The organism is Mesorhizobium sp. B1-1-5 (genome assembly GCF_006443065.1).
In the GTDB taxonomy this organism is placed as follows: Bacteria; Pseudomonadota; Alphaproteobacteria; order Rhizobiales; family Rhizobiaceae; genus Mesorhizobium.
Genome location: NZ_VFWS01000009.1, coordinates 39093 through 65891 on the forward strand (window position 1 = coordinate 39093; position 26799 = coordinate 65891).

A 26799-nucleotide genomic window follows, 5' to 3' on the forward strand; every position below is an offset into this window, starting at 1 on the left:
CATTTGCGCCCTTCGAATGGCGCACAATATGCAGAGCTCGCGGATTGAGCTACCGCCTGTTTGCGACACGCCGCAGGTACGGCGCGACCCCGCGCGCAAGCGTGGCACTGGATGCGGTTAAGCTCAGGCGAATGCCCAGACGTCCTCTGCCTGGAAGCCGACCAGGTAGCCGGCGGTCTTGAGCTTGACCACGACCTGGCCAATCTCGGCCGCAGGCAGCGCGCCGACCTCGATCTTGATCATGCTCGGACGATAGCGCTCAAAGTCGAGTTGCTCGAACACCATCCAGTCGGCGCCTTCGCAGTCGACCAGGAACGCGTCGATATGGCGGATGCCGTTGCGGTCGAGCAGCGTCTGCAAGGTCTCCGACGGCACTTCGATGTCCTTCAGGTGCGGCGCGAACTTGTTGAAATTGGCGTCGGCCTCGCCCCAGGCGTTCTTGCCCGACATCAGATTGGTGTCGGTGACCGACGAGCAGCCGATGAACTCGATCGGCAGCGTGCCGGCTTCAAGCGCCGCGGCATCGAATGTATGAACCGTGATCGTGCCCTTGGTCCTGGTCACCGCCACCGGCTCTATGACAAAGCGGCTGGTATCCGGGTAATTGGCGCGAAGCCGCTTTTGATTGTAAGGGATCGGCTCGACTAGCATCGCGCGTGCGCCCCGAATGCTATGCAGCCAAGGCGTCACGTCGTCGAACAGCGCACCGTCGCAGGCGCCGACATTGACCATCTGGAATGGCCGGCCATTGCCGCCGAAACGTGCCTTGAGCGCCGCCTTGGCGAGGAATTTCGTGCCGTGCAGGGAGGGGCCGCGATCGAGCAGGCCGGCCGGAAGGCCGAGCGACAACAGAGTGCGCGCGAGACTAGAAAGCGAGCTCATGACTTGTCTCCGGGAATGACCTGCAGCGCGGCGCGGTGCCTGCCTTGGCTTGCCGATGCCCACAGTGCCATCAGCGGCGCGGCCAGCAGCAGGAAGGGCGGCAGAAGATTGGGGAAATAGATGCGGGTGTCGTGGATTGGGAAGACGGTGAACTTCGCCAGCACGCCGAGCACAAGCGCCGCAAGCAGGATGCCGGCGCGGCGGTCGAGTCGGAAGCCGGCGCGGCTCAAGCTGTACCATCCGGCCAGTGCCAGGACCGATACGCCGACCCAGCTATTGACGTTGATGGCGCGCACCACCGAGGCGGCGAAGGCCTTGAGATAGGCCGTCACCGAAAACGGCGGGTCGAACCCGTCCATATTGTAGTGCTGCTCGATGCTGGAGAACCAAAGATGCGGCCACCAGCCGGGATGCTGCGCCCAGTGCGAGATGACGAAATAGGCGATGAAGGAGGCCGCGAAGCCTGCCAAAGCACCCCACGCCCTCTCGCGGAAAGTGGCGAGCAGCACCGCAAAAATGGCGAGGAAGACGATGTTGTCGGGTCGAGCCATGAAAGCAAGGAACAGCAGGACCGCCGTCGCCGCCTCGCGCTTGCGCACATAGGCAAAGGTGCCGCCTAGGAACAGCGCCGAGCATAGAAGGTCCGGTGTCGAGGCGCGCGCGGCATCGCCGAGATCGGCCATGATCAGCACCGCGCCGACGACAGGCGCCAGCGCCAGCACGCCTTCCGCGCGCAGCCAGGCGAGCGTTATGGCGCCGAACAGAAGCACGGAAAACACCTGCACCAGCCGCATCGCCTCGACCGGCGAGACGACATGGCTGAGGCCGGCCAGGATCTCGGCATAGAGGAACTTGATCCGGTACATGCCAAGCAGCGAATGGAAGTCGGCGGCATTCTCCGCCATGTGGCTCCGGAACCCGCCGCCGTCGTCGCTCAGCGCCTTGTAATCGCCGGCCGCCACGCCCGCCTTGACCGTGCCGTAGGCATAGTCGTGCAACGCTTGCGGATCGGGATAGGCGCTTTCCTCTGCGATCGCCAGATAGGGCAGCATGTCCCAGTTGGCGTCGGGCATGAACCAGGCGGTCGCGGCGGTCAGCAGGATATAGAGCGCGAAGGCGACCGCCCCGATCGACGCGGCCCATTTCGCATAAGTTCCCTCGCCCCACGCCAGGCCGGCGCCGGTCAAGCGTTCCAGCGGATTGGTTGGGGCGGACGGCCTGGTCAGCATACTCAGCGGCCTCTATTTACCGACCTGGCTTTTCACGAAATCCTTCACGATCGCCACGATGCCGCGCGACAACAGGCTGTCGAAGGCGTCGACGAAACGATCGACATGCTCGGGCCGGCAGATCAGCGGCGGCTCGAGTCGGATGACGTTGCGGTTGTATTCGGTGAAGGCGACGAGCACGTCGTAGTCGCGCAGCAGCAGCGCGCCGACGAAGCCCGACAGCGAGCCCTTAAGCTTGTCGTCGAGCACGCTCACCACCGGTCTGAGCACCATCGGCAGGGTCTGCGAGAAATCGTGGAACTCGAGCCCGATCATGAGACCCTTGCCCCGCACGTCCTTGATGATTTTCGGATATTTTTCCTTCAGCGCCTGCAGCCGCTGCAGAAGGTAGTCGCCCGTCGAGGCGGCGTTGTCGATCAGCCCCTCATCATAGAGCACGTTGATGCCCTCGATCGCGGTGACGCAGGCCTCGCCCATGCCGCCGAAAGTGGCCATGGCATGGATCATCGCCGTCTTCGGCGTGCCATAGGCCTTCATGTAGACGTCGCGCCTGGCGATCATCGCGCCGACCGCCGCCTTGCCGGCGCCGAGCGATTTCGCCAGCGCCGTCACATCCGGCACCACGCCATAATGCTCGAAGGCATAGAAACGGCCCGAGCGGCCATAGCCGCACTGCACCTCGTCGGCGACCCACAGCACGGCATAGCGGTCGCAAAGCGCGCGCAGCTTCTGCCAGTATTCCGTGGGCGCCTGGATGATGCCGCCGCCGCCCTGGATGGTTTCCAGCACGATGACGCCGATCTCCGGATCGCTCTTGAACAGGCGCTCGACGGCGTCGATGTCGGCGAAGGGAACGCGCACGACATTGTCTGCGATCTTGAAATCGGCGCGGTAGAGCTGGCCGTCGGTGATCGCCAGCACGCCCTTGGTCTTGCCGTGGAAGGAATTCTCGGCATAGACGATTTTCGGCCGCTTCGCGCCCGCGGCGCGCTCGGCGAGCTTCACCGCCGCTTCCATGGCCTCAGAACCCGACGAGCCCAGGAACACCATGTCGAGATCGCCGGGCGAGCATTTGGCGATGTTGTGCGCGAGAGCTGCCGCATATTGCGACATGAAGGCGATGGCGATCTCCTGGCGCTTCTCCTCCTGGAATTTCTTCCGGGCTTCCAAAATGCGGGGATGATTGTGGCCGAAAGCCAGCGAGCCGAAGCCGCCGAAGAAGTCGAGGATCTTGCGGCCGTTCTGGTCGATATAGAACATGCCCTCGGCGCGCTCGATCTTGACCTTGTGAAAGCCGAGCAGCTTCATGAAATGCAGCTGTCCAGGGTTGAGATGCGCCTTGAACAGGTCGGTGATGCGGGCGACGTCCAGCGCCTTGGCCTGCTCGACGCTGATCAGGTCGGGCTTGGCGATTGCCGCGGGCGAGAGCGCCGGCGCGTCGACCAGCGTGCGCGTTCCGGTATGTTCCGGCTTGGCCATGACGGTCATCTGAAAAATCTCCCCTTCGCGCTCTATTCGGCGGGAACCTGTCTGGTGGCGACGGCGTGGCCGTCCATCTTGGCGCGATATTCGTTGTAGGCGGCGATAAGCATGTCCTCGTCGCGATATTGCGGCACCCAGCCGAGCTGGCGCTCGGCTTTGGACACGTCGAGCACGCATTCCTCGTCGGCGATCAGATACTGCTCCGGATCCATGATCGGCATGTTCAACCAGTCGAGCAGGTCGAGCGTGCGCTTGACCGCCCAGCCGGGCGTCGGCACTAGGATCGACTTGGAGCCGGCATGCTTGATCAGGTCGCCGAGCAGTTTTTTGACCGGCGGCGGATTGAGGGAGCCCAGATTGTAGGCCTCGTCCGGCACGCCGGCTTTCCAGGCCGCGCGGGCGGCTTCGGCGCAGTCGAACACCGAGATGAACTGGTAAGGGTTCCTGCCCGAACCGATCATCGGCACCGGAAGATTCCAGTCGATCAGCTTGAACAGCTTTTCCAGGATGCCGAGGCGGCCGGGACCGATGATCAGGCGCGGCCTAAACAGCGAGATCGACATGCCGCGCTTGCGCCATTCGGCGGCAAGCTCCTCGGTCTTCAGCTTCGACAGCCCGTACTCGCCGAGCGGCGCGACCGGATGGTCCTCTGTCATCGGCAGCACGACCGTGTGGCCGTAGATCATGTCGGTCGTATAGTGGACCAGCTTCGAGGCGCCGGCCTTGTCCATCGCCTGGATGATGTGCTCGGTGCCGTGTAAATTCACCGGGAAGAAGAAGTCGTGCCGCTTGGCGCGCACCTGAATCGGCGACAGCATCTTCGCCGACAGATTATAGACCATGTCGTCGGCCCTGAGCCCGACCGCCGCGACCGAGGCCGGATCGGTGACATCACAGGTGATGAAGCGCACCGAGCGGTAATGCGGCAGGTCGCTCTTGACGATGTCGGCGACGACGACGGTCTCGCCGTCGGCGACGAGCTTAGGGGCAAGGTGACGGCCGACGAAACCGTCGCCGCCGAAAATCACATGTCTCATCGAACGATCTCGCTTGTCCCGATTTTGCCGGGATTGATGGAGGCGGTTTGGCCCTCATGCCCGCGCCCACCCATTTCCCGGCCACTTTGCGCGATCAGCACCGTGCCGACGCAGATGCAGGCGATGCCGGCGATGCGCCAGCCATTGAGGTCCTCGCGGAAGACGAAATAGGCAAAGATCGCCACGGCGACATAGGCGAGGCTGAGGAACGGATAGGCGAAGCTGAGCTCGACCTTGGACAGCACATAAAGATGCGATGCCATCGAGATGACGAAGGTGCACAGGCCAAGGAACACCCAGGGGCTGAACAAGATCTGCAACAGCTTGACGAGCGGATTGACGCCTTCGAAGGAGAGCGGCCCCATCGACATCATGCCTTGCTTCAGCATCAGCTGCGCCGCGGCATTGGTCATGACCGTGAAGAGAATGAAGGTTATGTATTTCATTGTTGCCACCCCGCCCCTTGGCAGTCTTATTACAAACCCACAAATATTTCGTGAAGCCGCGATATTGTTCTGAGTAAACCGTGGAGTAATTCTTTATTTACCATGATTTATTCGAGTTTTATCTATTCCGCAGCTTCAGTTCTCCCTTCTGTGATTTCCAATCTCTTGGCGGTGCGCGCCCAGAAGCTCGATATAAAAGCCGGATCGCGAAGCGCCTCCAGCCGCTGCCATTGCGGGAACGATGCGGCGAATGTCTCAGGCCCCATCCGGGCGTCCTTGTAGGGGTTCACCGCGCCGCCCGCCTCGACGGCGACGCGGTCGAGCTCGGCGAGCAGCCGCAACGTCCCTTCGCCACGGTTGGGGAAATCGAGCGTCAGCGTATAGCCGGGCCGCGGGAACGACAGCAGCGCCGGCGAGCGGACGTCGCCGAAGCGCTTGAGCACGGTCAGGAACGATCCCTGCCCTGCCCGCCGTGCGGCGTCGAGCAGCACAGCCACGATGCGGCGCGCATTCGCCTCCGGCACCACGCTCTGGTGTTGGAAAAGTCCGCGCGGCCCGTAGAGCCGGTTCCAGTCGCGGACCCCGTCGAGCGGAAAGAAAAATCCCTGATGGCCTACCTGGTGCGGAGCCTGGGACTTGCCCTTTTTCCAGCGGTAGGCCGCGTTGAAGACGGTGAGGAAGGGCCGATTGAGGACGTTGAACGGTGGCTGCACCGGCACGGAGAACCGGCTGCCGGCGCGCGCCGCCGCGTGCGAGCCGTGTTCGGCATGGTTGCCGGTGAACAACAGGCCGCGTCCGCGTCCGTGGCCGCTGGCAAGCTGATCGATCCAGGCGACGGCATATTCGTTGGCTTGGTCGGCAGCCTCGGCAAGATCGAAGAATTCGCCGAGATCGCGAAACCGCGTCGCCTTTTCCGTGATGTCGAGCGACGGCACCCGCATCAGCTTGACCGATGCCGAAAGGATAAGCCCGGTCAGCCCCATGCCGCCGATCGTCGCCCCGAACAGTCGGACATTGTCGGTCTGCGAGCAGCGATAGGTCCGGCCGTCGGACCGAAGCAGCGTCAAAGCCTCGGCATGGCAGCCGAAGGTGCCGCGCCGATGATGGTTCTTGCCATGGACATCATTGGCGATCGCGCCGCCCAGCGTCACGAATTGCGTGCCTGGAACCACGGCCGGAAAGAAGCCGTAGGGCGCGGCATGAGCGATGATATCGCAAAGCAGCGTGCCGGCATCGGCCTCGAGCACGCCGGTCTCGGCGTTGAAGGAACGGATGCGGTTGAGCGGTCGCATGTCGACCACCATGCCGGCATCGTTCTGGCAACTGTCGCCATAGGAGCGGCCATTGCCGTATCCGAGCAGCGATCCGGTCTTCGCCTCGCCGCGCTTAAGCAAGGCGATCGCCTCGTCCGCCGGGATGGCCTTGCGCGCCGGCGGCGTCGCCAGTCCGAAGCTGCCGAAGCGCTCCTGCCGCATCACCAGCCTCCGGCGACGAGGAAGACCGCGCCGATGGCGACGACGATCTGGCTGCGCCAGTCTCGGATGATGAAGACGACCGGGTCGTCATGCATCTCGTCGCGGCGGGCAAGGATCCAGACGCGCATCGTGAGATAAAGCACGATCGGCGCCAGCGGCCATATCAGCCAGGGATGCGGGTAGAGCTCGCGCACCGCCGGGCTGTCCATATAGAGCGCCAGGACCAGCGCCGAGGAGAAAGCTGACGCCATGCCGGCCTGGGCGACGATCTCCTGGTCCTCGGTGCGATAGCCGCGGCCGGCGATGCGCTCGCCGGGCGGGATGGCCGTGGTGCGCAACTCGACGAAGCGCTTCACCAGCGCCAGCGACAGGAAGAAGAAGATCGAGAAGGCAAGCAGCCAGAAGGAGACGTCGACGCCAGTGGCGGCCGCGCCCGCCAGCACGCGGATCGTGTAGAGGCCCGCAAGCGTCAGCACATCGATCAGAAGCATGCGCTTGAACGACAGCGAATAGGCGGTGGTGACGACCAAATAGCCGGCAAGAACGCCAAGGAATTCGATCGGAAGGAACAGGCCGGCGGCGATGCCGATCGCAAGCAGCGCGACGATCGCGCCGAGGCCGAACGGAATGGACAATGCGCCGCTGGCGAAAGGCCGGTTGCGCTTGGTCGGATGCTTGCGGTCGAGCGCGAGGTCGAAGAAATCGTTGAGGATATAGATGGCGGACGCCGCGGCGCTGAAGGAGACGAACGCCAGCAGGCATTCCCAGATCATGTTTGGGTTGAAATATTCGTGCGACAGCACCATCGGCACGGCGATCAGCGCGTTCTTCAGCCACTGATGCATGCGCAGCATCTTGACGTAGGTCCTCAGCGCCGGCCTCGGTGCGGGCATGGCATCGGCTTGATGCGCCGCCTGCCAGCGCCGGGCGCTGCGGTCGGGCGCCACCACGAGCGCGTTGCGCGCTGCATCGAACACTTTGAGGTCGTGCCGGCTGTTGCCGGCATAGTCGAAGCCTGCATCGCCATAGGCGGCGACAAGTGCTGCGCATTTCCTGTCGGAGGTCATGTTGTGCGGACCGTCGGTCGCCAGCACATGATCGAAAATGCCGAGATGCGCCGCGATCGCCTCCGCGAATTTGCGCGGCGTTCCCGTCGCCAGCACGATCTTGCGACCCTCCCGGTGCTCGGCGCGCAGCCGGTCAAGCAGATCCTGGCGGTAAGGCAGCGAGGCTGGGTCAATGTCGACGCGGCCGGCGATTTCCTGCTTCAGCCGGGCCGGCCCGCCGATCAGCCAGAGTGGCAGGAGAAAGAAATAGAGCGGGTTTTTCTTGAGCAGGATGAACAGGCCTTCCCACAGAAGGTCCGTTGCGATCAGCGTACCGTCGAGATCGACCGCAAGCGGAATTGCGTTCCTGTCCGACCTCGCGTCCATGGTCCTGCCCCGATAGAGCGCAGGATCCCGAAACTCCGATCACGGAAAGATCACGCGCCAACTCAACCCACGCCGTATGCCGGCGTCCTCGGGTCGGATATAGCGGGTCATGACGCAGCGAACGTTAAAACGTCCGGTTGCAGAGCATTGTCCTACCGGTTTTTCGCCGTCATCGTTAAGCGTCGGATACCGGAAACGATAAAAGGCCGGACATCGGTCCGGCCTTTGCCAAATCTTGCCCCGCCAATCTTGCGGGAGCGGTTACTTGATGCGGGCCGCGCCACCCGAGATTTCGACCGTTTCCGAGCCGGTCAGGGCTTCGAGGTCACCATTGGGCAAGGTGACGAAGCAGCCGTTCGAGCAGAACTCCACCGTCTCGCCGGCGGCAAGCGTCAGCTCGCTCTTGGCGCCGCCTTCGGTCACGACCAGGGTCCGCGTCTGAGCGTCCCTGTTGATCGCGCTGGCGGCGAAAGCCGAACCGCCCAGGGCCAGCAAAGCGATGGCGGCAACGACAGACTTCCACATTGCAATTCCGGTGTTTCGCACACCGCCTCTGTTCAAATTTGCAAGGCATTCTCGCCCTTTGCATCGAAGCTTATATGAGATATTACCTGAACCGCAACTGAATGCCGCATTCATGCCACAATCGGTTTCGGTGTCGGATGAACGTAGCGTGTGGCCATTTGCAGGCCGGCCTCACCTGAATATCGATTGCACCTCAGCCGGGGTCCGGCTTGCGGCCCCTGCGCTTCATCTTGGCCAGGCGTTCCCGCTCGGCCGCGGCTTCCGCCTCCAGCCTCTCGCGCTCCGCGAATTCGGCTTCGATCTTGTCGTCGTCGATCGGCCAAGCCTCGTGCTTCTTCGTTTCGACCACGGCGCGCGGCGTCGAGGGTATCTCGATCCGCTCCCCCTCGAAGATATCGAAGATGGCGAAGCGGATGTCGTTCTGCACGACGCTGCCGTTCATGATGTCGGCGACGAACACGCGGATCTCGAATTCGAGCGCGGCCGCCCCGAAATTGGCGAAGAGAACGAATGGCTCGGGATTCTTCAGCACCATCGGATGGGCGCGCGCAATATCCATCAGGACGGCATGGACGCGTTTGACGTCGCTGCCATAGGCGACGCCGATCTTGATGTCGATGCGCCCGAGCTTGTTGCGATGCGTCCAGTTGCCGACCGCATTGTTGATGAGGTTCGAGTTGGGCAGGATCACCGCCTGCCGCTGGAAGGTCTCTATCTCCGTGGCGCGCACGCTGATCTTCCGCACCGTGCCGCTGACGTCGCCCGCCACGATCCAGTCGCCGACCTTGAACGGCCGCTCGGCAAGCAGGATCAGGCCCGAAACGAAATTCGAGACGACGTTCTGCAGGCCGAAGCCGATACCCAGCGAAAGCGCGCCGGCAACCAGCGCCAGATTAGAAAGATCGATGCCCGCCGCCGAGATGCCGACCAGGCCGGCGACCGCCACGCCGGCATAGCCGACGCCGAGCCGGATCGAGTTGCGCACGCCGGCATCGACTTTGCCGCGCGCCATCACCGAGCCGTCCAGCCAGCCCTGGAACCAGCGCGTCAGGAAATAGCCGATAGCGAAGACGACGATGCCGCTGAGGATGCCTAGGAAGGAGATGGTCACCGAACCGATCGTGACGCCGGTCGCCAGCTTGTAGGCCCAGGCCTCGATATCGCCGGGCTGGAAGCCCCACATCAAAAGGATCAGCGGCAGGAACACCGCCACGATCATCAGGTTGATAGCGATGCTGACGACCAGGCCGAGCTGGTCGAGGGCGGTATCCTCGTAGCTGGAGTTTTCCGAAAGCCATCGCCCGACCGACGTGTCGGCGAAGCCGCCCTCCTCCCCGATCGCGCGTGCCGACAAGAAGCCGATATAGGCCGTCACCAGCACCGTGCCGGTCACCACGACCTGGAACGAGACGAAAAGCGCCAGGCCGATATAGCCGAGCAGCGCCGCCGCAATGGTGAACAGGCCGAGAGCGATGGCCATGAAGCGAAGCCATGCCGGCCAGGGCCGCCATGAGCCGTCAGCCGTCCTGAAAGGCCGCAACAGTCCCATCAGGATCAGGATGACGCCGACGATGATAGCGGCGACAAAGCCCCTGGCGATCGTCAGCGAAAGCGGCGATCCCATCTTCTCGTTGACGACCGACAGGAAGTAGTTGAATCCGAGCACCAGCGCCATGGCGGTCGTCAGGCCAACCAGCCAACGCGCCCGGCCGGTCGCGACCGGGATCAGGCGCCAGTTGGGCAGGCGCGGTTCGAGCGCCGCGTTGGTCAGCCGGTTGACGCAGAACACCATGGCGATCACCGTCAGCAAGGCATTGAGGAATGTGCCGATATCGCCACGCAGCACATTGTAATAATTGAAGAAGAATACGGCCGAGGCGAAGAAGACGCCGAGCGCGAGGGTCGGCAGCAGCGTCGACCAGAAGGCCACCGACAGCCTGCTGAGATAGGACGGATCCTCGACGGTCGGGTCGGCCTCGAAGATGCGGCCGAAAAGGCGTCTGCCGCCGATCAACAGCACGGCCGCCAAAGCCAGCGCCATCAGCGTCGCCGCAAGGATCGCCTGGAACTTGAACCTGACGGCGAAGCTCGCCCAGGACGACACCGCCTTGTAGAGGCCCGTGAACTGGTCATGCGCGTCGGAAAAGGCCTGCGGGCTCAACGCGTCGGTCAGGTCATAGTGCTTGGTGATGACGCTGCGGAAAAGCTCGCTGCGCATGACGGCGATCTTGTCGACCAGCCCGTTGACGCGGATCGACAGGTTTTGCGCGCTGGCGACGACCGCGTTGATCTGAGCTTTTTCCGTGGCGAGCGCACCGCGCTCGCTGCTGACGATCACCGGCTCGGCAGGTTGCCCCTGCGCCGGCGGCGGGCCGAGAACCTCCGCGCGATTGTTGATGTCGGTGAGGCGCTGCCGGAATGCCAGGGCGCTGTTCAGCGCCGCGCGCGAAATATCCTCGAGCTGCAACCGGATGTCGACGAGCCCCGGATCGTCCTGGTCGGGGTCGCTCAGTTTCTTTTCCAGGCCGTCGGTCCGGGCCGTCAGGTCCTGGATGACCTTGGTCTGGTCGGCGATGAGTTGTGACGAGCCATGGCCGATCGCCTGCGCCGACGCGTCCAGCGCCGGCTGCGCGAAGACAGCGACGATGACGACCAGAACCAGGCGTAGCAAGCGGAGGAACATGGCGTTGTTGGCGACTCGCGGCCGAAAAATTCTCGAAATTTCCGCCCTTGATAAAGACCGGCATATCGGGCGGCAAGCCGTCCCGATCGTGTCGGCGATAGTCGGCCTGTCGAAAAGCGATGGCGCAATCTTGGCTTTGCGCTTCCCGCCTGCTCTATAGTCTGCCGCCTCGCATCATAAGGACGATAGGAAGAATGGCGGAATATTCAGCCTTCTCGCTGCTCAAGAACGCGCTGACCGGCAACAAGGATTGGAAGCCCGCCTGGCGTAAGCCGGACCCCAAGGCTTCCTATGACGTGATCGTCATCGGCGGCGGCGGCCACGGTCTTTCGACCGCCTATTATCTCGCCAAGGAACACGGCATCACCAATGTCGCGGTGCTGGAAAAGGGCTGGCTCGGCTCCGGCAATGTCGGCCGCAACACCACGGCGGTGCGCTCCAACTATCTCTTGCCGCAGAACACCCGCTTCTACGAACATTCGATGAAGCTGTGGGAGAATCTCTCGCACGACCTCAATTACAACGTCATGTTCTCGCAGCGCGGTTGCCTGAACCTCGCGCACACGCCAGCCCAGCTCGACGACTATGCCAGGCGCGGCAACGCCATGCGCCATCTCGGCGTCGACGCCGAGCTGATGAGCGTCGACCGGATCAAGCGGCTTGTCCCGGCGCTGGATGTCTCAGGGTCAGCACGCTTTCCCGTCCTTGGCGGGCTGATGCAGCCGCGCGCCGGCACGGCCCGGCACGACGCGGTCGCCTGGGGCTATGCGCGCGGCGCCGACCGGCGCGGCGTCGATATTATCGAGAATTGCGAGGTCACCGGCTTTCTGCGCGAGGGCGACCGCATCACCGGCGTCTCGACGACGCGCGGCGAGATCCGCGCCAAGAAGGTCGCGCTTGCGGTCGCCGGCAGCACCGGCCGCGTCATGCAGCTTGCCGGCATCTCGCACATGCCGATCGAAAGCCACGTGCTGCAGGCCTTCGTCTCGGAATCGCTGAAGCCTGTCGTCGACACCGTTCTCACCTTCGGCATGGGCCATTTCTACATCTCGCAATCCGACAAGGGCGGCTTGGTCTATGGCGGCGACCTCGACGGCTACAACAGCTACGCCCAGCGCGGCAGCCTGCCGATCGTCGATGAGGTGATGAGCGAAATGGTGGCGCTGTTTCCCGGCTTGGGGCGCGTGCGCATGCTGCGCTCCTGGGGCGGGCTGTGCGATATGACGATGGACGGCTCGCCGATCATCGCCGCCGGTCCGCTGCCGGGCATGTATCTCAATTGCGGCTGGTGCTATGGCGGCTTCAAGGCGACGCCAGCCTCCGGCTGGTGCTTTGCCTACACCATTGCCAAGGACGAGCCGCACGAGTTCAACGCGCCCTTCACGCTCGACCGTTTCTACCGCGGCCTCGTCATCGACGACAAAGGCCAGGGCGCGACGCCCAGATTGCACTAGGGTTTGGATTGAAAAATGCTGATCACCTGTCCCTATTGCGGCCCGCGCGACGTCATCGAATTCACCTACCAGGGCGACGGCAATCGCGAGCGGCCGCAGCCCGCCTCGCAGGACCTCGACGCCTGGAACGCCTATGTCTACGACCGGCTGAATCCGGCCGGCGACCACAACGAGATCTGGCAGCATTCCGGCGGTTGCCGCGCGCATCTCAGGGTCGTGCGCAACACGCTCACGCATGAGATACTGAGCACCGCCTTCGCTCGCGGCGGCCACAAGGCGGAGGGGCGTTCGTGAGCCCCCGCCGCACAGAGACCGGCGGCCGGATCGACCGGCTGCGCACCATCCGCTTCACCTTCGACGGCGCGCCTTATACCGGTCACGCCGGCGACACGCTGGCTTCGGCGCTGCTCGCCAACGGCGTGACGCTGTTCGGCCGCTCGTTCAAATACCATCGCCCGCGCGGCCTGCTCGCCGCCGGCGTCGAGGAGCCAAACGCGCTGGTGACGGTGCTGCGCGGCGAGGTGCGCGAGCCCAACATCGCGGCCACCATGGTCGAAATCTACGACGGGCTCGTCGCCGTCAGCCAGAACCGTACCCCCTCGCTCGCCTGGGATATCGGCGCCCTCAACCAGCTCGGCGGCAAGCTCCTGTCGGCCGGCTTCTACTACAAGACCTTCATGGGGCCGGTGATCGGCCCGCTGAAGGGCACGCGCTTCTGGATGTTCTGCGAGCATTTCATCCGTCGCGCCGCCGGCCTTGGCAAGGCTGGCGCCGCTCCCGATCCGTCTCGCTACGAGCGCATGAACGCCTTTTGCGACGTGCTGGTCGTCGGCTCCGGCCCCGCCGGCCTGATGGCGGCGAAAGCCGCCACCGACCAGGGCGCCCGCGTCATCCTCGCCGATCTCGAAGCCCATTTTGGCGGCTCCGCCAACTGGTCGGGCGAAATCATCGACGGCATGCCTGCCGCAGAATGGGCCCAGCGCACGGTCGCGCAGCTCGGAGGCAACGACAATGTGCGGCTTTTGCCGCGCACGACGGTGTGGGGCTATTACGACGGCAACACGCTGGCCGCCCTCGAACGGGTGACCGATCATAAGGAAACGCCAGCCAAGGGCGAGCCGCGCCAGCGCTACTGGGCGATCCGCGCCAGCACGGTGGTCCTCGCCACCGGTTCCTTCGAGCGGCCGCTGGTGTTTCCGGGCAACGACCGTCCCGGCGTCATGCTGGCGCATGCGGCGGAACGTTACGTCAATGAATATGGCGTGCTGCCGGGACAGCGCGTCGCGCTCTTCACCAATAACGACAGCGCCTACCGCTCGGCCGTTGCCTTGAAGAAGGCCGGCGCGGCCATCGTTGCCATCGTCGATGTCCGCGCCGACGTCTCGAACGACATGCGCCGGCTCGCCGGCGAGGCCGAGGCCGAGCTTCTGGACGGCCATGCCGTGGTTGCGACCGAAGGCGGCAAGGCCCTCACCGGTCTCAAGGTGCAGCGCTTCGATGCCACGGGCGGCACGCTGAGTGGCGACGAGCGCAGCATCCATGCCGACAGCCTTCTGATGTCGGGCGGCTGGTCGCCGACCATTCATCTGGCCAGCCAGGCGGGCGCCAAGGCTGAATGGGACCCGGCCAGGCAGGCCTTCCTGCCGCCCAGGCCAACGCAGCGCTGGATCGGCGCCGGCGCCTTCACCGGCAGCTTCTCCACCGCCGAAGCCATCGCCGAGGGCCGCGCGGCCGGCGTTTCGGCTGCCGGCGGAACGGCGGCTCCCGCAGCCCTGCCGATCGTCGAAGCCGCCCCCGGCGATCCAGATCCGGCGCCCGTCTTCGAGATCAAGGCCAAGGGCAAGAGCTTTGTCGACTTCCAGCACGATGTGACTGCCGAGGACGTGCGGCTTGCGCACCGCGAGGGTTTCGTATCGGTCGAGCACCTGAAGCGCTACACCACGCTCGGCATGGCGACCGACCAGGGCAAGAACTCCAATGTGCCTGGCCTTGCGATCATGGCCGAGGCGCTCGGCAAGCCGATCCCCGAAGTCGGTACGACGCGCTTTCGCCCGCCTTACACGGCGGTCTCGATCGGTTCCCTTGCTGCCGAGCGCTTCGGCGACCTCAAGCCCGAGCGGCTGACGCCAATGCATGACTGGCACCTTGCCAATGGCGCGACGATGTATTCGGCCGGCCTTTGGTACCGGCCGATGATCTACGGCCTTCCCGGCGAGACGGTCGAGCAGGCCTATGTCCGCGAGGCCAGGGCGACGCGCGAAAGCGCCGGCATCGTCGATGTCTCGACGCTGGGCAAGATCGCGGTGCAGGGACCGGACGCGGCCGACTTCCTCGACCGCGTCTACACCAACATGTTTTCTACCCTCGCGGTCGGCAAGGCCCGTTACGGCTTGATGCTGCGTGAGGATGGGCTTGCCTTCGACGACGGCACCACCTGGAGGCTTGGCGAGCAGGAATTCCTGATGACCACCACCACCGCCAATGCCGGCAAGGTGATGCAGCATCTGGAATATTTCCTCGACGTCATCTGGCCGGAGCTGAAGGTCACCGTGACCTCCGTCACCGACGAATGGGCGGGTGCGGCGATCGGCGGACCGAACGCGCGGGCCATCCTCGCTTCCTGCGTCACCGGCACCGCAGTCGACAACGCCACCCTGCCCTTCATGGGCATCGTTCATGGCCGCATCGCTGGCGTGCCGGTGATGATCTGCCGCCTGTCCTTCTCCGGCGAAATGGCGTTCGAAGTCTATTCCGGCGCCGGCTACGGCACCCGTGTCTGGGAAGCCCTGATCGAGGCCGGCAAGCCTCTCGGCCTTGTCACCTACGGGCTCGAGGCGCTGGGCACGATGCGGATCGAGAAAGGCCATGTCACCGGCGCCGAGATCGACGGCCGCACCACGGCGCGCGATCTGCATCTCGACTGGATGCTGTCGAAGAAGAAGCCGTTCATCGGCTCGGCCATGATGGACCGCGAAGGCCTGATCGCGCCTGACCGGCTCGAGCTGGTCGGGCTGATCGCCCTCGACAACCGGCCGCTCAACGGCGGCGGCCATATCGTCGAGGAACTGGACGAGGACAATCCGCACGACTCGCTCGGTCACATCACCGCCTGCTGCTATTCGCCGGCGCTCGGCAAATATATCGCGCTGGCCTTGGTCAAGGGCGGCAAAGCAAGGCATGGGACCCGCGCCTTCGTCTCCGACCCGCTGCGCAACCGGTTCGGACCGATCGAGATCGTCTCAAACCATTTCTACGATCCGGACGGGAGCCGCATGCATGGCTGAACACGAGTTGCCCGAACGCCAATCGCCGCTCGAGCCGGAGTACCATCCGGGTTCGCACGGCAATTTCGAACATGGCGTCGACGTCATCTTGTCCGAGACGCGGCCGGGCTCGATCTTGCAGCTCGCCGCCTGGCCGGGTGAAGAGAAGCAGCTGATCGAAATTATCGGCAAGGTCACCGGTCTCGCTCTGCCCGACGGCGCCGGCGGCGGCGTGAGCAGCGGCGCCCGCGCCGCCTTCGGCTTCGCGCCGGGAAAATTCACCGTGGTGGATGAGGCCGAAGGCCTGGCCGCGGCCTTCGCCGGCGCCGTCACGCCGGCCATCGGCACGCTGACGGACCTTTCGCATGGCCGCACCGCGATCCGCATCGCTGGTCCGAAGGCTGAATGGGTGATGGCGAAGTTCTTCGCTATCGACTTCGCCTTGCCGGCCTTCCCGCTCGGCGCTGGACGTTCGACCAACCATCACGACATCTTCGCCCAGATCCAGCGCAGCGGCCCAGACCAGTTCGACATCTACGTCTTCCGCTCCTTCGCGCGCTCCTTCTGGAAGGCCTTGTGCCACGCCTCGGAGGAGGTCGGTTACGAGGTGCAATAGCCCGCTCGGCGTTGTTGGCTTAACATTGGTCCAGACGGCATCTGGCATTATCGACGGCTACAACTGCTGCTTGAGCGCTGGGCCAGCAGGCGCGATAGGTAAGGAATCACGGGCGTTTGCCAGGGCAAACGTCCGCTCAGGCAACCAGTTCGACTATATCCTTCCATGACTGTTGAGACTTCGGCGACGGCCACGACCCGCTTTGCTCCGGCGGAGGGTCCGTCGATGCTGTTGCCTGCGACCGTCGCTTGCGGCGTGTTCATGACCAGCCTCGACCAGAATGTCGTGGTGACCGCGCTGCCCGGCATCGGCGAGAGCCTCGACCGCCCGCCAAGCCAGCTCGGCCTTTTGATCACCGTCTATGTCGCCAGCCTCATCGTCACCATGCCGCTCGGCGGCTGGCTGGCCGACCGCTTCGGCCTGCGCAACGTCTATTGCTTCGCGCTGCTCGTCTTCGCCGGCGCCTCGGCCTTGTGCGGCCTTTCGGAAAACATCTGGATGCTGGTCGGCTCGCGCGCCCTGCAAGGCTGCGGCGGCGCGCTGATGGGCACGCTTGGTCAGATCGTGATCCTGTCGAGCTTCCCGCGCGACCGGACGCTAAAGATCAACATGTATATTTCGCTCGCCGGCCAATCCGGGCCGCTGGTCGGGCCGCTCGTCGGCGGCGCCCTCACCACCTACGTCTCCTGGCGCTGGATCTTCTATATCAACATCCCGATCGCGCTGACCGCGGCGCTGCTGGCCGCCTCCCTGTTTCCGACGACGACCAAGCCGGTGCGCACGCCATTCGATTTGCCTGGTTTCCTGCTCGTCGGCTGCGGCATGACGCTGCTGGTCTTCGGCATGGATTCGGTCGCTGCGAAAGATGCGGCCGCCAGCGGCATGGCGCTGGAACTTGGCTTGGCGATCGTCATCCTGACGGTTGCCGCCTTCTACTGCCTGCGCGCGCGCAATCCGCTGCTCGACCTCAATCTCTTGCGCATCCGCACCTTCCGCATCTCCTTCCTGACGGGCGGCGGCCTCGACACGATCGGCCTGAGCTCGGTGGTCTTCCTCTTGCCGCTGATGTTCCAGCTTGGCTTCGGCATGAGCGCCGTGCAGGCAGGATCGCTGACCTTCGTCGCCGCGATCGGGTCGTTGATCATGCGCTTCTTCATGCCGCGTCTTTTGAACCGTTTCGGCTTCAAGCGCGTGCTGGTCACCAACACGCCGATCGTCGCTTTGCTGGTCGCGGGCTTCGCCCTGATGCAGGAGAGCCTGCCGGCCTGGATCGTGCTTGTCTATATTTTCGCCTTCGGCGTCTTCCGCTCGGTGCAATGGGCTTCGACCGGCAACCTCTCCTATTCGGACATCGCGCCGGAGCAGCTCGCGCGCTTCAGCGCGCTCTATTACATCCTGTGGCAGCTGGCGGTGGCGATCAGCGTCGGCCTCGCGGCAGCATTGCTGTCGCTGGTTGCCGGCGGCGGCAAGGCCAGCATCAACGACTACCGCATCCTATTCGTCATCGAAGGATTGATCACGCTTTGCGCGCTGACTGCCTATCTGAGGCTGACGCCGCAGGATGGCGCCCATGTCAGCGGCCATGGCGCGCATATGAGCACCGACTGACGCCTCCGCCGACGCTACTTCGCGAACGTCACCCAGTCCTCGAGCGGCGCGCGGTCGGTGCGGAACTCGTTCTCCGGCTTGGACGTGTCCTCGTAGCCGAGCGCCATGCCGCAGACGACGATCTCTTCGTCGGGAATATCGAGCACCGGCCTGATCTGGCGATGGTAGGGCGCGAAGGCCGCCTGGGGACAGGTATGCAGCCCCCTGCCCCGCGCCGCGACCATGATGTTCTGCAGGAACATGCCGTAGTCGATCCACGACCCTTGGTTCAGCCTCCGGTCGATCGTGAAGATCATGCCGACCGGAGCGTCGAAGAAAATGAAATTGCGGTCGTGCTGGGCGCGCATCCTGTCGACCTCGCGGCGTCCGATGCCCAGCACGCCGTAGAGTCCGAAGCCGTTGGCGCGGCGGCGGGTGAGATATGGTTCGAAGAACTGGTCGGGATAGTAGCGGTATTCGTCCCACTCGGCCTTTTCGGCACGGATGCCGGAATTGAGGATGGCGTCGCTTATGCGCTGCTTGACCTCGCCCTTGGTCACATAGACGCGCCAGGGCTGCATGTTGGTGCCCGACGGCGCGCGCGCGGCGACCGCCAGGATCGCGCGGATCGTGTCGTCATCGACCATATCGGGCAGAAACGCGCGCACCGACCGGCGCGACAGGATCGCATCGTCGACGATCGCCGCGTCCATGGCGATTCGGCTATTCTTCTCCAGCATGGGCCGTCCCTTCGCGCATGGCCGGAACTGCAACCGGTTCCATGGCGACCATCCGCAGACACTAAAACTGTATTGGTCCCCGACCGGACGTCCCCACTCGCCGTTCGTGATCGTGGCTTTGCCTCAACCTCAAAAATCGCGCAAGTAAATCTTGCGGGTTATGAAAATCCCCTTGATTTTTTCATGACTTTGCCTTCTCATGAAATTTATTCAGATTTTTTCACGAGATACGCTTGAGCTCGACTACAGCCAGATCGGAGCAGGATAATGGCGATCGGCTGCTGGCCGGCGACATCCGTGCGCTTCGCAAGGCGCGCGGCCTCACGCTGGCCGAGATCGCCCTCAAGCTCGGCCGGTCGGTCGGCTGGGTTAGCCAGGTCGAGCGCGGCCTCTCGGTTCCCTCGTTGGGTGACTTGCGGGCATTCGCCAGCCTCTTCGATGTTCCGATCAGCCTGTTCTTCAGCCATGACGTGCCTGTCGAGCAGGAACGCGGCGTGGTCGTGCGCGCCGGCAGCCGCCGTTCGCTTGGCACAAGTGAATCCGGCCTGGTGGAGGAGCTTCTGTCGCCCGATCTCGGCGGTAGCTTCGAGATGCTGCGCTCGGTGTTCGCGCCGGGCTCGGAACTGGAAACAGAAACGCGCCGCCCGACGGAAGAAGCAGGCTATGTCGCGTCGGGCACTTTCGAGATCGAGATCGGCGGCGTCTGGCATCGTCTCGGCGAAGGCGATTCGTTCCGCTTCGAGGGCAAGCCGTTCCGCTGGCGCAATCCCGGCGCCGAGCCGGCGGTGGTCATCTGGGTGGTTTCGCCACCGGTATACTGACAATGCATGTCACCCAAAATTGCGCAGCGGTTTTGGGATAACGACATGCATCAAGAACAAAAATCGAAGCGCGAAGCGCTGAGACTCTGGAGGAAGAAATGGCCGGTTTGCCGACCACGGCACGCGTGGTGATCATCGGAGGCGGTGTCGTCGGCTGCTCCTCGCTCTATCACCTCTGCAAGGCGGGCTGGACCGACTGCGTGCTTCTGGAAAAGAACGAGCTGACTTCCGGCTCGACCTGGCATGCCGCCGGCAACGTGCCGACCTTCTCCTCGTCCTGGTCGCTGATGAACATGCAGCGCTACTCGACCGAGCTCTATCGGGGTCTGGCCGAAGCTGTCGACTATCCGATGAACTACCATGTCACAGGCTCACTCCGGCTCGCCCATACCAAGGAGCGCATGCAGGAATTCCAGCGCGCCAAGGGCATGGGCCGCTACCAGGGCATGGACATCGACGTCGTCGGCCTCGACGAGATCAAGCGCCGCTATCCTTTCATCGAGACGCATGAGTTGAAAGGCGCGCTCTATGACCCGAGCGACGGCGACATCGACCCGGCTCAGCTGACCCAGGCGCTGGCCAAAGGCGCGCGTGACATGGGCGCCAAGATCATCCGCTTCTGCCCGGTCACCGGCGTGCGCCGCGAGAACGGCGAATGGGTGATCGCCACCCCGCAAGGCGAGATCCGCTGCGAGATCGTCATCAATGCGGCGGGCTACCGCGCCGCCGAAGTCGGCAAGATGTTCGGGCGCGACGTGCCGATGATGGTGATGAGTCATCAGTACATATTGTTCGAGGAGATCCCCGAGCTTGCCGCCTGGACGAAGGAGCAAGGTCATAAGCTGCCGCTGCTGCGCGACGTCGACACGTCTTACTACTTGCGCCAGGAAAAGAGCGGCATGAATCTCGGCCCCTATGAGCGCAATTGCCGCGCGCATTGGGCGACCCACAACGATCCGATGCCGGAGGATTTCTCCTTCCAGCTTTTCCCCGACGATCTCGACCGCCTCGAGCATTACCTGGCCGACGCCGTTGCCCGCGTGCCGATCCTCGGCACCGCCGGCCTCTCCAAGGTGATCAACGGCCCGATCCCTTACGCGCCGGACGGCAATCCACTGATCGGGCCGATGCCCGGCGTGCCGAACGCCTTCGAGGCCTGCGTCTTCACTTTCGGCATTGCCCAGGGCGGCGGCGCCGGCAAGGTGCTGGCCGAATGGGTGACGGAGGGCCAGACGGAATGGGACATGTGGTCCTGCGATCCGCGCCGTTTCACCAGCTTCGCCTCGGCGCCCGATTACTGCGTCGCCAAGGGCATGGAGATCTACGGCAACGAATACGCCATACAGTTCCCGCGCCATGCCTGGCCCGAGGGACGCAACCGCAAACTGTCACCGCTACATGAGCGCATCAAGGTGCTGGGCGGCCAGTTCGACGCCTATAATGGCTGGGAGCGCGCCACCTGGTATGCGGAGCCCGGCGACGATACCTCCGAGGAGTCCACCCTCACCTTCCGACGCGACGGCCCCTGGCAGCAGCGCGTGCGCGAGGAATGCCTTGCCGTGCGCGACGCCGCCGGCATCCTCGACCTGCCCGGCTTCTCGCGCTTCAACCTCGAAGGTCCGGGCGCGGCCGATTGGCTGGCCTTGCAGGTCACCGGCCTTGTGCCGAAGCCCGGCCGCATCGGCCTCGTCTATTTCGCCGACGACAAGGGCCGCATCGTCACCGAAATGTCGGTAGTGCGCCATGGCGAGGACCAGATGACGCTGATCACAGCGGCTGTCGCGCAGTGGCACGATTTCGAATGGCTGAAGTCGCGCATGCCCGCCGATGCGGCCTTCACGCTCACCGACCGGACGGAGGAATTTTCGACGCAGATCCTCGCCGGCCCGAACTCGCGAAAAATCCTGGCCGAAGTCTGCGACGCCGACCTGACGCTGCCCTGGCTGACGCATCAGGAAACAACCATTGCCGGGCGCCGGGCGAAGCTGGTGCGCGTCTCCTTCGCCGGCGAGCTCGGCTGGGAAATCCACACCAAGGTCGCGGACACGGCGACCGTCTTCGACGCCGTCTGGGCCGCCGGCCGGAAGCACGGTTTGAAACCCTTCGGCATGTATGCGCTGGATTCGCTGCGTCTCGAAAAAGGCTACCGCGCCTGGAAGGGCGATCTGTCGACCGACTATTCGATCCTGCAGGGCGGACTGGAGCGCTTCGTCAAATGGGACAAGCCGGAATTTCGCGGCAAGGCGGCTTTGCTCAATGAGAAGCAGCAGGGCGTGAAGAAGCGCTTCGTCACGCTGGTCGTCGAGAACCCCGGCGACTGCGACGCGCCCTATATGTCGACGCTCTGGCATGACGGCACGATCGTCGGCGAGACGACGTCGGGGGGGTGGGGCCACCGCGTCGGCAAGTCGATTGCGCTCGGCATGCTGCGCGCCGATCTCACGCAACCGGGCACCGCGATCGAGGTCGAGATTTTCGGCGACCGCTTCAAGGCCATCGTCCAGAACGACGAGCCGCTGTGGGATCCGAAGAATGAGAGGTTGCGGGCATGACCTCCGTCATCCTCACCGACGGCGGCATGGGACAGGAACTGGTCCGGCGCAGCAAATCCGAGCCGACGCCGCTGTGGTCGGCCAGGGTGCTGATCGAGGAGCCGGACCTTGTGCGCGACCTGCACGCGGAATTCATCCGTGCCGGCGCCCGCGTCATCACCGTAAACACCTATTCGGCAACGCCGGAGCGCCTGGCGCGCGAGGGCGCCGAAGATTTGTTCAAGCCGTTGCAGAAGCGCGGCATCGAGCTGGCGCGCCAGGCTCGCGACGAGGCAGGCGACGCTGCTATTGCCGGTTGCCTGTCGCCTCTCTTCGGCAGCTACGCGCCGGCGCTGACCATCTCCTTTGAGGACACGCTCGATATCTATCGCCGTATCGTCGCCGAGCAGACCGACGGCGTCGATTTGTTCCTGTGCGAGACGATGGCCTCCGCCGAGGAGGCGCGCGCGGCGGTCACCGCGGCCTCGGAAAGCGGCAAGCCCGTATGGGTGTCCTGGACGCTCGCCGATCATGGCACGCCGCGCCTGCGCAGCGGCGAAACCATTGCTGCCGCCGCCAACGCGCTCGACGGCCTGCCGGTCGCGGCCCGGCTGCTCAACTGCTGCCGGCCCGAAGCCATCGCCGCCGCCTTGCCCGAACTCGTTACCCTGGGTGGACCGGTGGGTGCCTATGCCAACGGCTTCAGTTCGGTCGAGGCATTGAAGCATGGCGGGACGGTGGACGTGCTGCACGCCCGCCATGATCTCGATCCGCAAGCCTATGCGGACCAGGCCATCGGCTGGGTCGATGCCGGCGCCGGCATCGTCGGCGGCTGTTGCGAAGTCGGCCCTGCTCATATCGCCGCCCTGCGCGACAAGCTCACGCGGGCCGGTCACCAGATTTCGGGAGTCTCCTGATGCCAAAACCGTCAAAGCGCATTACCAGTATCGTGCCTTCAGGCAAGGATGGCTGGGAAGTCCACTTCGCCGCCTGGACCCGCAAGCAGGCCGGCGAAGACATCATCGTGCTCTCGGTCGGCGACCATGATTTCGACACGCCGTCTGAAACGATTGAGGCTTGCGTGGCCGCCGTGCGCGGCAGCAACCATCATTACACGCCGCTGCCCGGCCTGCCGCGCCTGCGTAAGGCAATGGCCGCCGCCGCGACCGCTTGCGCCGGCATCCTCACCGAACCCGACGAGGTCATCGCCACGCCTGGCGGCCAGGCAGCGCTTTACGCCGCCGTGCAGGGCGTGCTCGACCCTGGCGACCACGCCATCGTCGTCGCGCCCTATTACGCCACCTATCCCAACACATTCAGCGCCGCGGGCGCCAGCTTCACCGTGGTCGAGACGCCGGCCGAAGATGGGTTTCAACCTCGCGCGGAGATGATCCGCGCTGCGCTCAAGCCCAACACCCGCGCCATACTGATCAACACGCCGAACAACCCGACCGGCGCCGTCTATTCGCGCGAACGGCTCGAACAGCTGGCCGAAATCTGCAAGGAACACGATCTCTGGCTGCTGTCGGACGAGGTTTACTGGACGCTCGGCGGCGGCGAGCATATCTCGCCGCGCTCGTTGCCCGGCATGGCCGAGCGCACGCTGGTCATCAACTCCATGTCGAAGAGCCACGGCATGACCGGCTGGCGCATGGGCTGGCTGACCGGGCCGAAAGCGATGATCGCGCTGATGACCGACCTCAATCTGGTCACGACCTACGGCCTGCCGGCCTTCATCTCCATCGCCTGCGCCGAGGCGCTCGAAAATCATTATGGCGTGAAGGATATCGCCGAGCGTTACGCCGCACGGCGCACGATCTTCCTCGATGCCATACGCGGAGCCAACGAAGTCACCGTGCGCGGTTCCGACGGCGGCATGTACATCATGCTCGATGTCTCCGCGGTCGAACCCGACGACGAGAAATTCGCCTGGGCGCTGCTCGACAAGGAAAAGGTCGGCGTGATGCCCGGATCGAGCTTCGGCGAGGCTGCCGCCGGCCACATCCGCATCAGCCTCTGCCAGCCCGAACCCGTCCTCAAGGAAGCAGCGCTTCGCGTTCGCCGCTTCGCTTCCAACTATCGCCGCGAGGCCGCATGACCAAGACCATCCCGGCCAAGACGATTCCCAACAAGGCGAGGGCCGTGATCATCGGCGGCGGCGTCTCCGGCTGCTCGGTCGCCTATCACCTGGCCAAGCTCGGCTGGACCGACATCGTGCTGCTCGAACGCAAGCAGCTCACCTCAGGCACCACCTGGCATGCGGCCGGGCTGATCGGCCAGTTGCGCGGCTCGCAGAACATGACGCGGCTGGCGAAATATTCGGCCGACCTTTACGTCAAGCTCGAGGCCGAGACCGACGTCGGCACCGGCATGCGCCAGGTCGGTTCGATCACCGTCGCGCTGACCGAGGAGCGCAAGCACGAGATCTACCGGCAGGCTTCGCTGGCCCGCGCCTTCGATGTCGATGTGCGCGAGATTTCGCCGCGCGAGGTCAAGGAGATGTACCCGCATCTCAACGTCTCGGATGTGGTCGGCGCGGTACATCTGCCGCTCGACGGCCAGTGCGATCCCGCCAATATCGCCATGGCGCTGGCCAAGGGCGCGCGCCAGCGGGGTGGTGCGATTATCGAGAACGTCAAGGTCACCAAGATCCATACCAAGAACGGTCGAGTCTGCGGCGTCTCCTGGGCGCAGGGCGAAGAGCAAGGCACGATCGAGACCGACATCGTCGTCAACTGCGCCGGCATGTGGGCGCGCGAGCTTGGCCGGCAGAACGGCGTCACCATCCCGCTGCATGCCTGCGAGCATTTCTATCTGGTCACCGAGCCGATCCCCGGCCTCTCCCGCCTGCCGGTGCTGCGCGTGCCGGACGAGTGCGCCTACTACAAGGAGGACGCCGGCAAGATGATGCTTGGCGCCTTCGAGCCGGTGGCGAAGCCCTGGGGCATGGACGGCATCCGTGAGGATTTCTGCTTCGACCAGTTGCCCGAGGACATGGACCATTTCGAGCCGATCCTGGAAATGGGAGTCAACCGCATGCCGATGCTGGGCACCGCCGGCATCCACACCTTCTTCAACGGTCCCGAGAGTTTCACGCCCGACGACCGCTACTATCTCGGCGAGGCGCCGGAGCTTTCCGGCTACTGGATGGCGACCGGCTATAACTCGATCGGCATCGTCTCCTCCGGCGGCGCCGGCATGGCGCTGGCGCAGTGGATCAATGACGGTGAGGCGCCCTTCGACTTGTGGGAGGTCGATATCCGCCGCGCCCAGCCCTTCCAGAAGAACCGCCGCTACCTCAAGGAGCGCGTCTCCGAAACGCTCGGCCTACTCTATGCCGACCATTTCCCCTACCGCCAGATGGCGACCTCGCGCGGCGTGCGCCGCTCGCCTTTGCACGAGCATTTGAAGGCGCGCGGCGCGGTCTTCGGCGAGGTGGCGGGCTGGGAGCGCGCCAACTGGTTCGCGCGCGAAGGCCAGGAGCGCGAATACCGCTATTCCTGGAAGCGGCAGAACTGGTTCGACAACCAGCGCGAGGAACATCTCGCGGTGCGCAACGGCGTCGGCCTGTTCGACATGACCTCGTTCGGCAAGATCCGCGTCGAGGGTCGCGATGCCTGCGCCTTCCTGCAGCGGCTCTGCGCCAATGACATGGACGTCGCGCCGAGCAAGATCGTCTACACGCAGATGCTCAACCAGCGCGGCGGCATCGAGAGCGACCTCACCGTGACGCGGCTGTCGGAGACGGCCTATTTCCTGGTCGTGCCTGGCGCCACGCTGCAGCGCGACCTCGCCTGGCTGAGAAAGCACGTCGCCGACGAGTTCGTCGTCATCACCGACGTGACCGCCGCCGAAGCCGTGATCTGCGTCATGGGTCCGGAGGCGCGAAAACTGATCCGGAAGGTCAGCCCGAACGATTTCTCCAATGAGGCCCATCCGTTCGGCACTTTCCAGGAGATCGAGATCGGCATGGGTCTCGCCCGCGCCCACCGCGTCACCTATGTCGGCGAGCTCGGCTGGGAACTCTACGTCTCGACCGAACAGGCGGCCCATGTCTTCGAGGCGATCACCGAAGCCGGCGCAGATGTCGACCTGAAACTCTGCGGCCTGCATACGCTTGATTCCTGCCGCATCGAAAAGGCCTTCCGCCATTTCGGCCACGACATCACCGACGAGGACAATGTGCTGGAGGCGGGCCTCGGCTTTGCCGTCAAGACGAGCAAAGCCGGCTTCATCGGCCGCGACGCTGTGCTCAGGAAGAAGGAAGCCGGCCTGTCACGCCGGCTGGTGCAGTTCCGCCTGAAGGACCCGCAGCCGCTGCTCTTCCACAACGAGGCCATCCTGCGCGACGGCAAGATCGTCGGTCCGATCACATCAGGCAATTACGGCCACCATCTCGGCGGCGCGATCGGGCTTGGCTATGTGCCTTGCCAGGGCGAGAGCGAGACGGATGTGCTGGGCTCATCCTACGAGGTGGAAATCGCCGGCGAGCGCTTCGCCGCGGAGGCATCGCTGAAGCCGATGTATGATCCGAAGGCGGAACGGGTGAGGATGTAACCTTTCCTCTCGCGGCTTCGGGCAGGATTGCCCGCAGG

20 protein-coding genes are annotated in these 26799 nt (G+C 64.3%); 10 read left to right on the plus strand and 10 right to left on the minus strand.

Going from position 1 to position 26799, the window contains the following annotated elements:
- Positions 1 to 123 precede the first annotated feature (123 nt).
- The 9 genes from FJ980_RS05710 to FJ980_RS05750 all read right to left on the minus strand — a co-directional run bounded on the left by FJ980_RS05710 (position 124) and on the right by FJ980_RS05750 (position 11192).
- Positions 124 to 882 (minus strand): FkbM family methyltransferase, encoded by a 759-nt coding sequence (locus tag FJ980_RS05710; protein WP_140541962.1) that lies wholly within the window; start codon positions 880 to 882, stop codon positions 124 to 126.
- Positions 879 to 2111: a hypothetical protein gene (locus FJ980_RS05715; protein WP_140541963.1), complete on the minus strand. Its 1233-nt coding sequence runs from the start codon at positions 2109 to 2111 to the stop codon at positions 879 to 881. The genes FJ980_RS05710 and FJ980_RS05715 overlap by 4 nt, the downstream gene beginning before the upstream one ends.
- Before the next feature lie 12 nt (positions 2112 to 2123).
- Complete coding sequence (locus FJ980_RS05720; RefSeq protein WP_181181115.1) at positions 2124 to 3590, minus strand: aspartate aminotransferase family protein; 1467 nt, start codon at positions 3588 to 3590, stop codon at positions 2124 to 2126.
- A 32-nt stretch (positions 3591 to 3622) separates the two neighbouring features.
- Positions 3623 to 4630 (minus strand): NAD(P)-dependent oxidoreductase, encoded by a 1008-nt coding sequence (locus FJ980_RS05725; protein ID WP_140541965.1) that lies wholly within the window; start codon positions 4628 to 4630, stop codon positions 3623 to 3625.
- Complete coding sequence (locus FJ980_RS05730; protein WP_140541966.1) at positions 4627 to 5076, minus strand: EamA family transporter; 450 nt, start codon at positions 5074 to 5076, stop codon at positions 4627 to 4629. The genes FJ980_RS05725 and FJ980_RS05730 overlap by 4 nt, the downstream gene beginning before the upstream one ends.
- 122 nt (positions 5077 to 5198) lie before the next feature.
- Complete coding sequence (locus FJ980_RS05735; protein WP_140541967.1) at positions 5199 to 6551, minus strand: FAD-binding oxidoreductase; 1353 nt, start codon at positions 6549 to 6551, stop codon at positions 5199 to 5201.
- Positions 6551 to 7984: a UbiA family prenyltransferase gene (locus FJ980_RS05740; RefSeq protein ID WP_140541968.1), complete on the minus strand. Its 1434-nt coding sequence runs from the start codon at positions 7982 to 7984 to the stop codon at positions 6551 to 6553. Before FJ980_RS05740 ends, FJ980_RS05735 begins: the two co-directional genes overlap by 1 nt.
- A gap of 261 nt (positions 7985 to 8245) precedes the next feature.
- Complete coding sequence (locus FJ980_RS05745) at positions 8246 to 8509, minus strand: hypothetical protein (protein WP_027167119.1); 264 nt, start codon at positions 8507 to 8509, stop codon at positions 8246 to 8248.
- 193 nt (positions 8510 to 8702) lie between these two features.
- Positions 8703 to 11192, minus strand: coding sequence for a mechanosensitive ion channel family protein (locus FJ980_RS05750; protein WP_140541969.1), 2490 nt, complete (start codon positions 11190 to 11192; stop codon positions 8703 to 8705).
- A 194-nt stretch (positions 11193 to 11386) separates the two neighbouring features.
- On the opposite strand from FJ980_RS05750, the gene FJ980_RS05755 reads away from it, so the two are divergent.
- The 5 genes from FJ980_RS05755 to FJ980_RS05775 all read left to right on the plus strand — a co-directional run bounded on the left by FJ980_RS05755 (position 11387) and on the right by FJ980_RS05775 (position 18133).
- Entirely contained in the window at positions 11387 to 12646 is a 1260-nt protein-coding gene (locus FJ980_RS05755; protein ID WP_140541970.1) for a sarcosine oxidase subunit beta, read from the plus strand.
- Between the two features lie 15 nt (positions 12647 to 12661).
- Positions 12662 to 12940 carry a sarcosine oxidase subunit delta gene (locus FJ980_RS05760; RefSeq protein ID WP_140541971.1) on the plus strand — a complete coding sequence of 93 codons (279 nt, stop codon included), beginning with the start codon at positions 12662 to 12664 and terminating at the stop codon, positions 12938 to 12940.
- Positions 12937 to 15930: a sarcosine oxidase subunit alpha gene (locus FJ980_RS05765; protein WP_140541972.1), complete on the plus strand. Its 2994-nt coding sequence runs from the start codon at positions 12937 to 12939 to the stop codon at positions 15928 to 15930. The genes FJ980_RS05760 and FJ980_RS05765 overlap by 4 nt, the downstream gene beginning before the upstream one ends.
- Before the next feature lie 7 nt (positions 15931 to 15937).
- Positions 15938 to 16525 (plus strand): sarcosine oxidase subunit gamma, encoded by a 588-nt coding sequence (locus FJ980_RS05770; RefSeq protein WP_140542011.1) that lies wholly within the window; start codon positions 15938 to 15940, stop codon positions 16523 to 16525.
- 225 nt (positions 16526 to 16750) lie between these two features.
- Positions 16751 to 18133, plus strand: coding sequence for an MFS transporter (locus FJ980_RS05775; protein ID WP_246676320.1), 1383 nt, complete (start codon positions 16751 to 16753; stop codon positions 18131 to 18133).
- 14 nt (positions 18134 to 18147) lie between these two features.
- Here FJ980_RS05775 and FJ980_RS05780 read toward each other — a convergent pair whose 3' ends face one another.
- The gene (locus FJ980_RS05780) at positions 18148 to 18852 is read right to left on the minus strand and encodes a nitroreductase (protein ID WP_095764905.1); all 705 of its coding nucleotides are present in this window, start codon (positions 18850 to 18852) and stop codon (positions 18148 to 18150) included.
- A 233-nt stretch (positions 18853 to 19085) separates the two neighbouring features.
- Between FJ980_RS05780 and FJ980_RS05785 the strand changes: the two genes are divergently transcribed.
- The 5 genes from FJ980_RS05785 (at position 19086) to FJ980_RS05805 (ending at position 26761) form a co-directional block, all read left to right on the plus strand.
- Positions 19086 to 19673 (plus strand): XRE family transcriptional regulator, encoded by a 588-nt coding sequence (locus tag FJ980_RS05785; RefSeq protein ID WP_246676321.1) that lies wholly within the window; start codon positions 19086 to 19088, stop codon positions 19671 to 19673.
- Between the two features lie 98 nt (positions 19674 to 19771).
- Entirely contained in the window at positions 19772 to 22225 is a 2454-nt protein-coding gene (locus FJ980_RS05790; protein ID WP_140541974.1) for an FAD-dependent oxidoreductase, read from the plus strand.
- Positions 22222 to 23121 carry a homocysteine S-methyltransferase family protein gene (locus FJ980_RS05795; RefSeq protein WP_140541975.1) on the plus strand — a complete coding sequence of 300 codons (900 nt, stop codon included), beginning with the start codon at positions 22222 to 22224 and terminating at the stop codon, positions 23119 to 23121. Before FJ980_RS05790 ends, FJ980_RS05795 begins: the two co-directional genes overlap by 4 nt.
- Positions 23121 to 24302, plus strand: coding sequence for a pyridoxal phosphate-dependent aminotransferase (locus tag FJ980_RS05800; protein ID WP_140541976.1), 1182 nt, complete (start codon positions 23121 to 23123; stop codon positions 24300 to 24302). Before FJ980_RS05795 ends, FJ980_RS05800 begins: the two co-directional genes overlap by 1 nt.
- Positions 24299 to 26761, plus strand: a complete 2463-nt coding sequence (locus tag FJ980_RS05805; protein ID WP_181181113.1) for an FAD-dependent oxidoreductase — start codon at positions 24299 to 24301, stop codon at positions 26759 to 26761. The genes FJ980_RS05800 and FJ980_RS05805 overlap by 4 nt, the downstream gene beginning before the upstream one ends.
- Positions 26762 to 26799 lie beyond the last annotated feature (38 nt).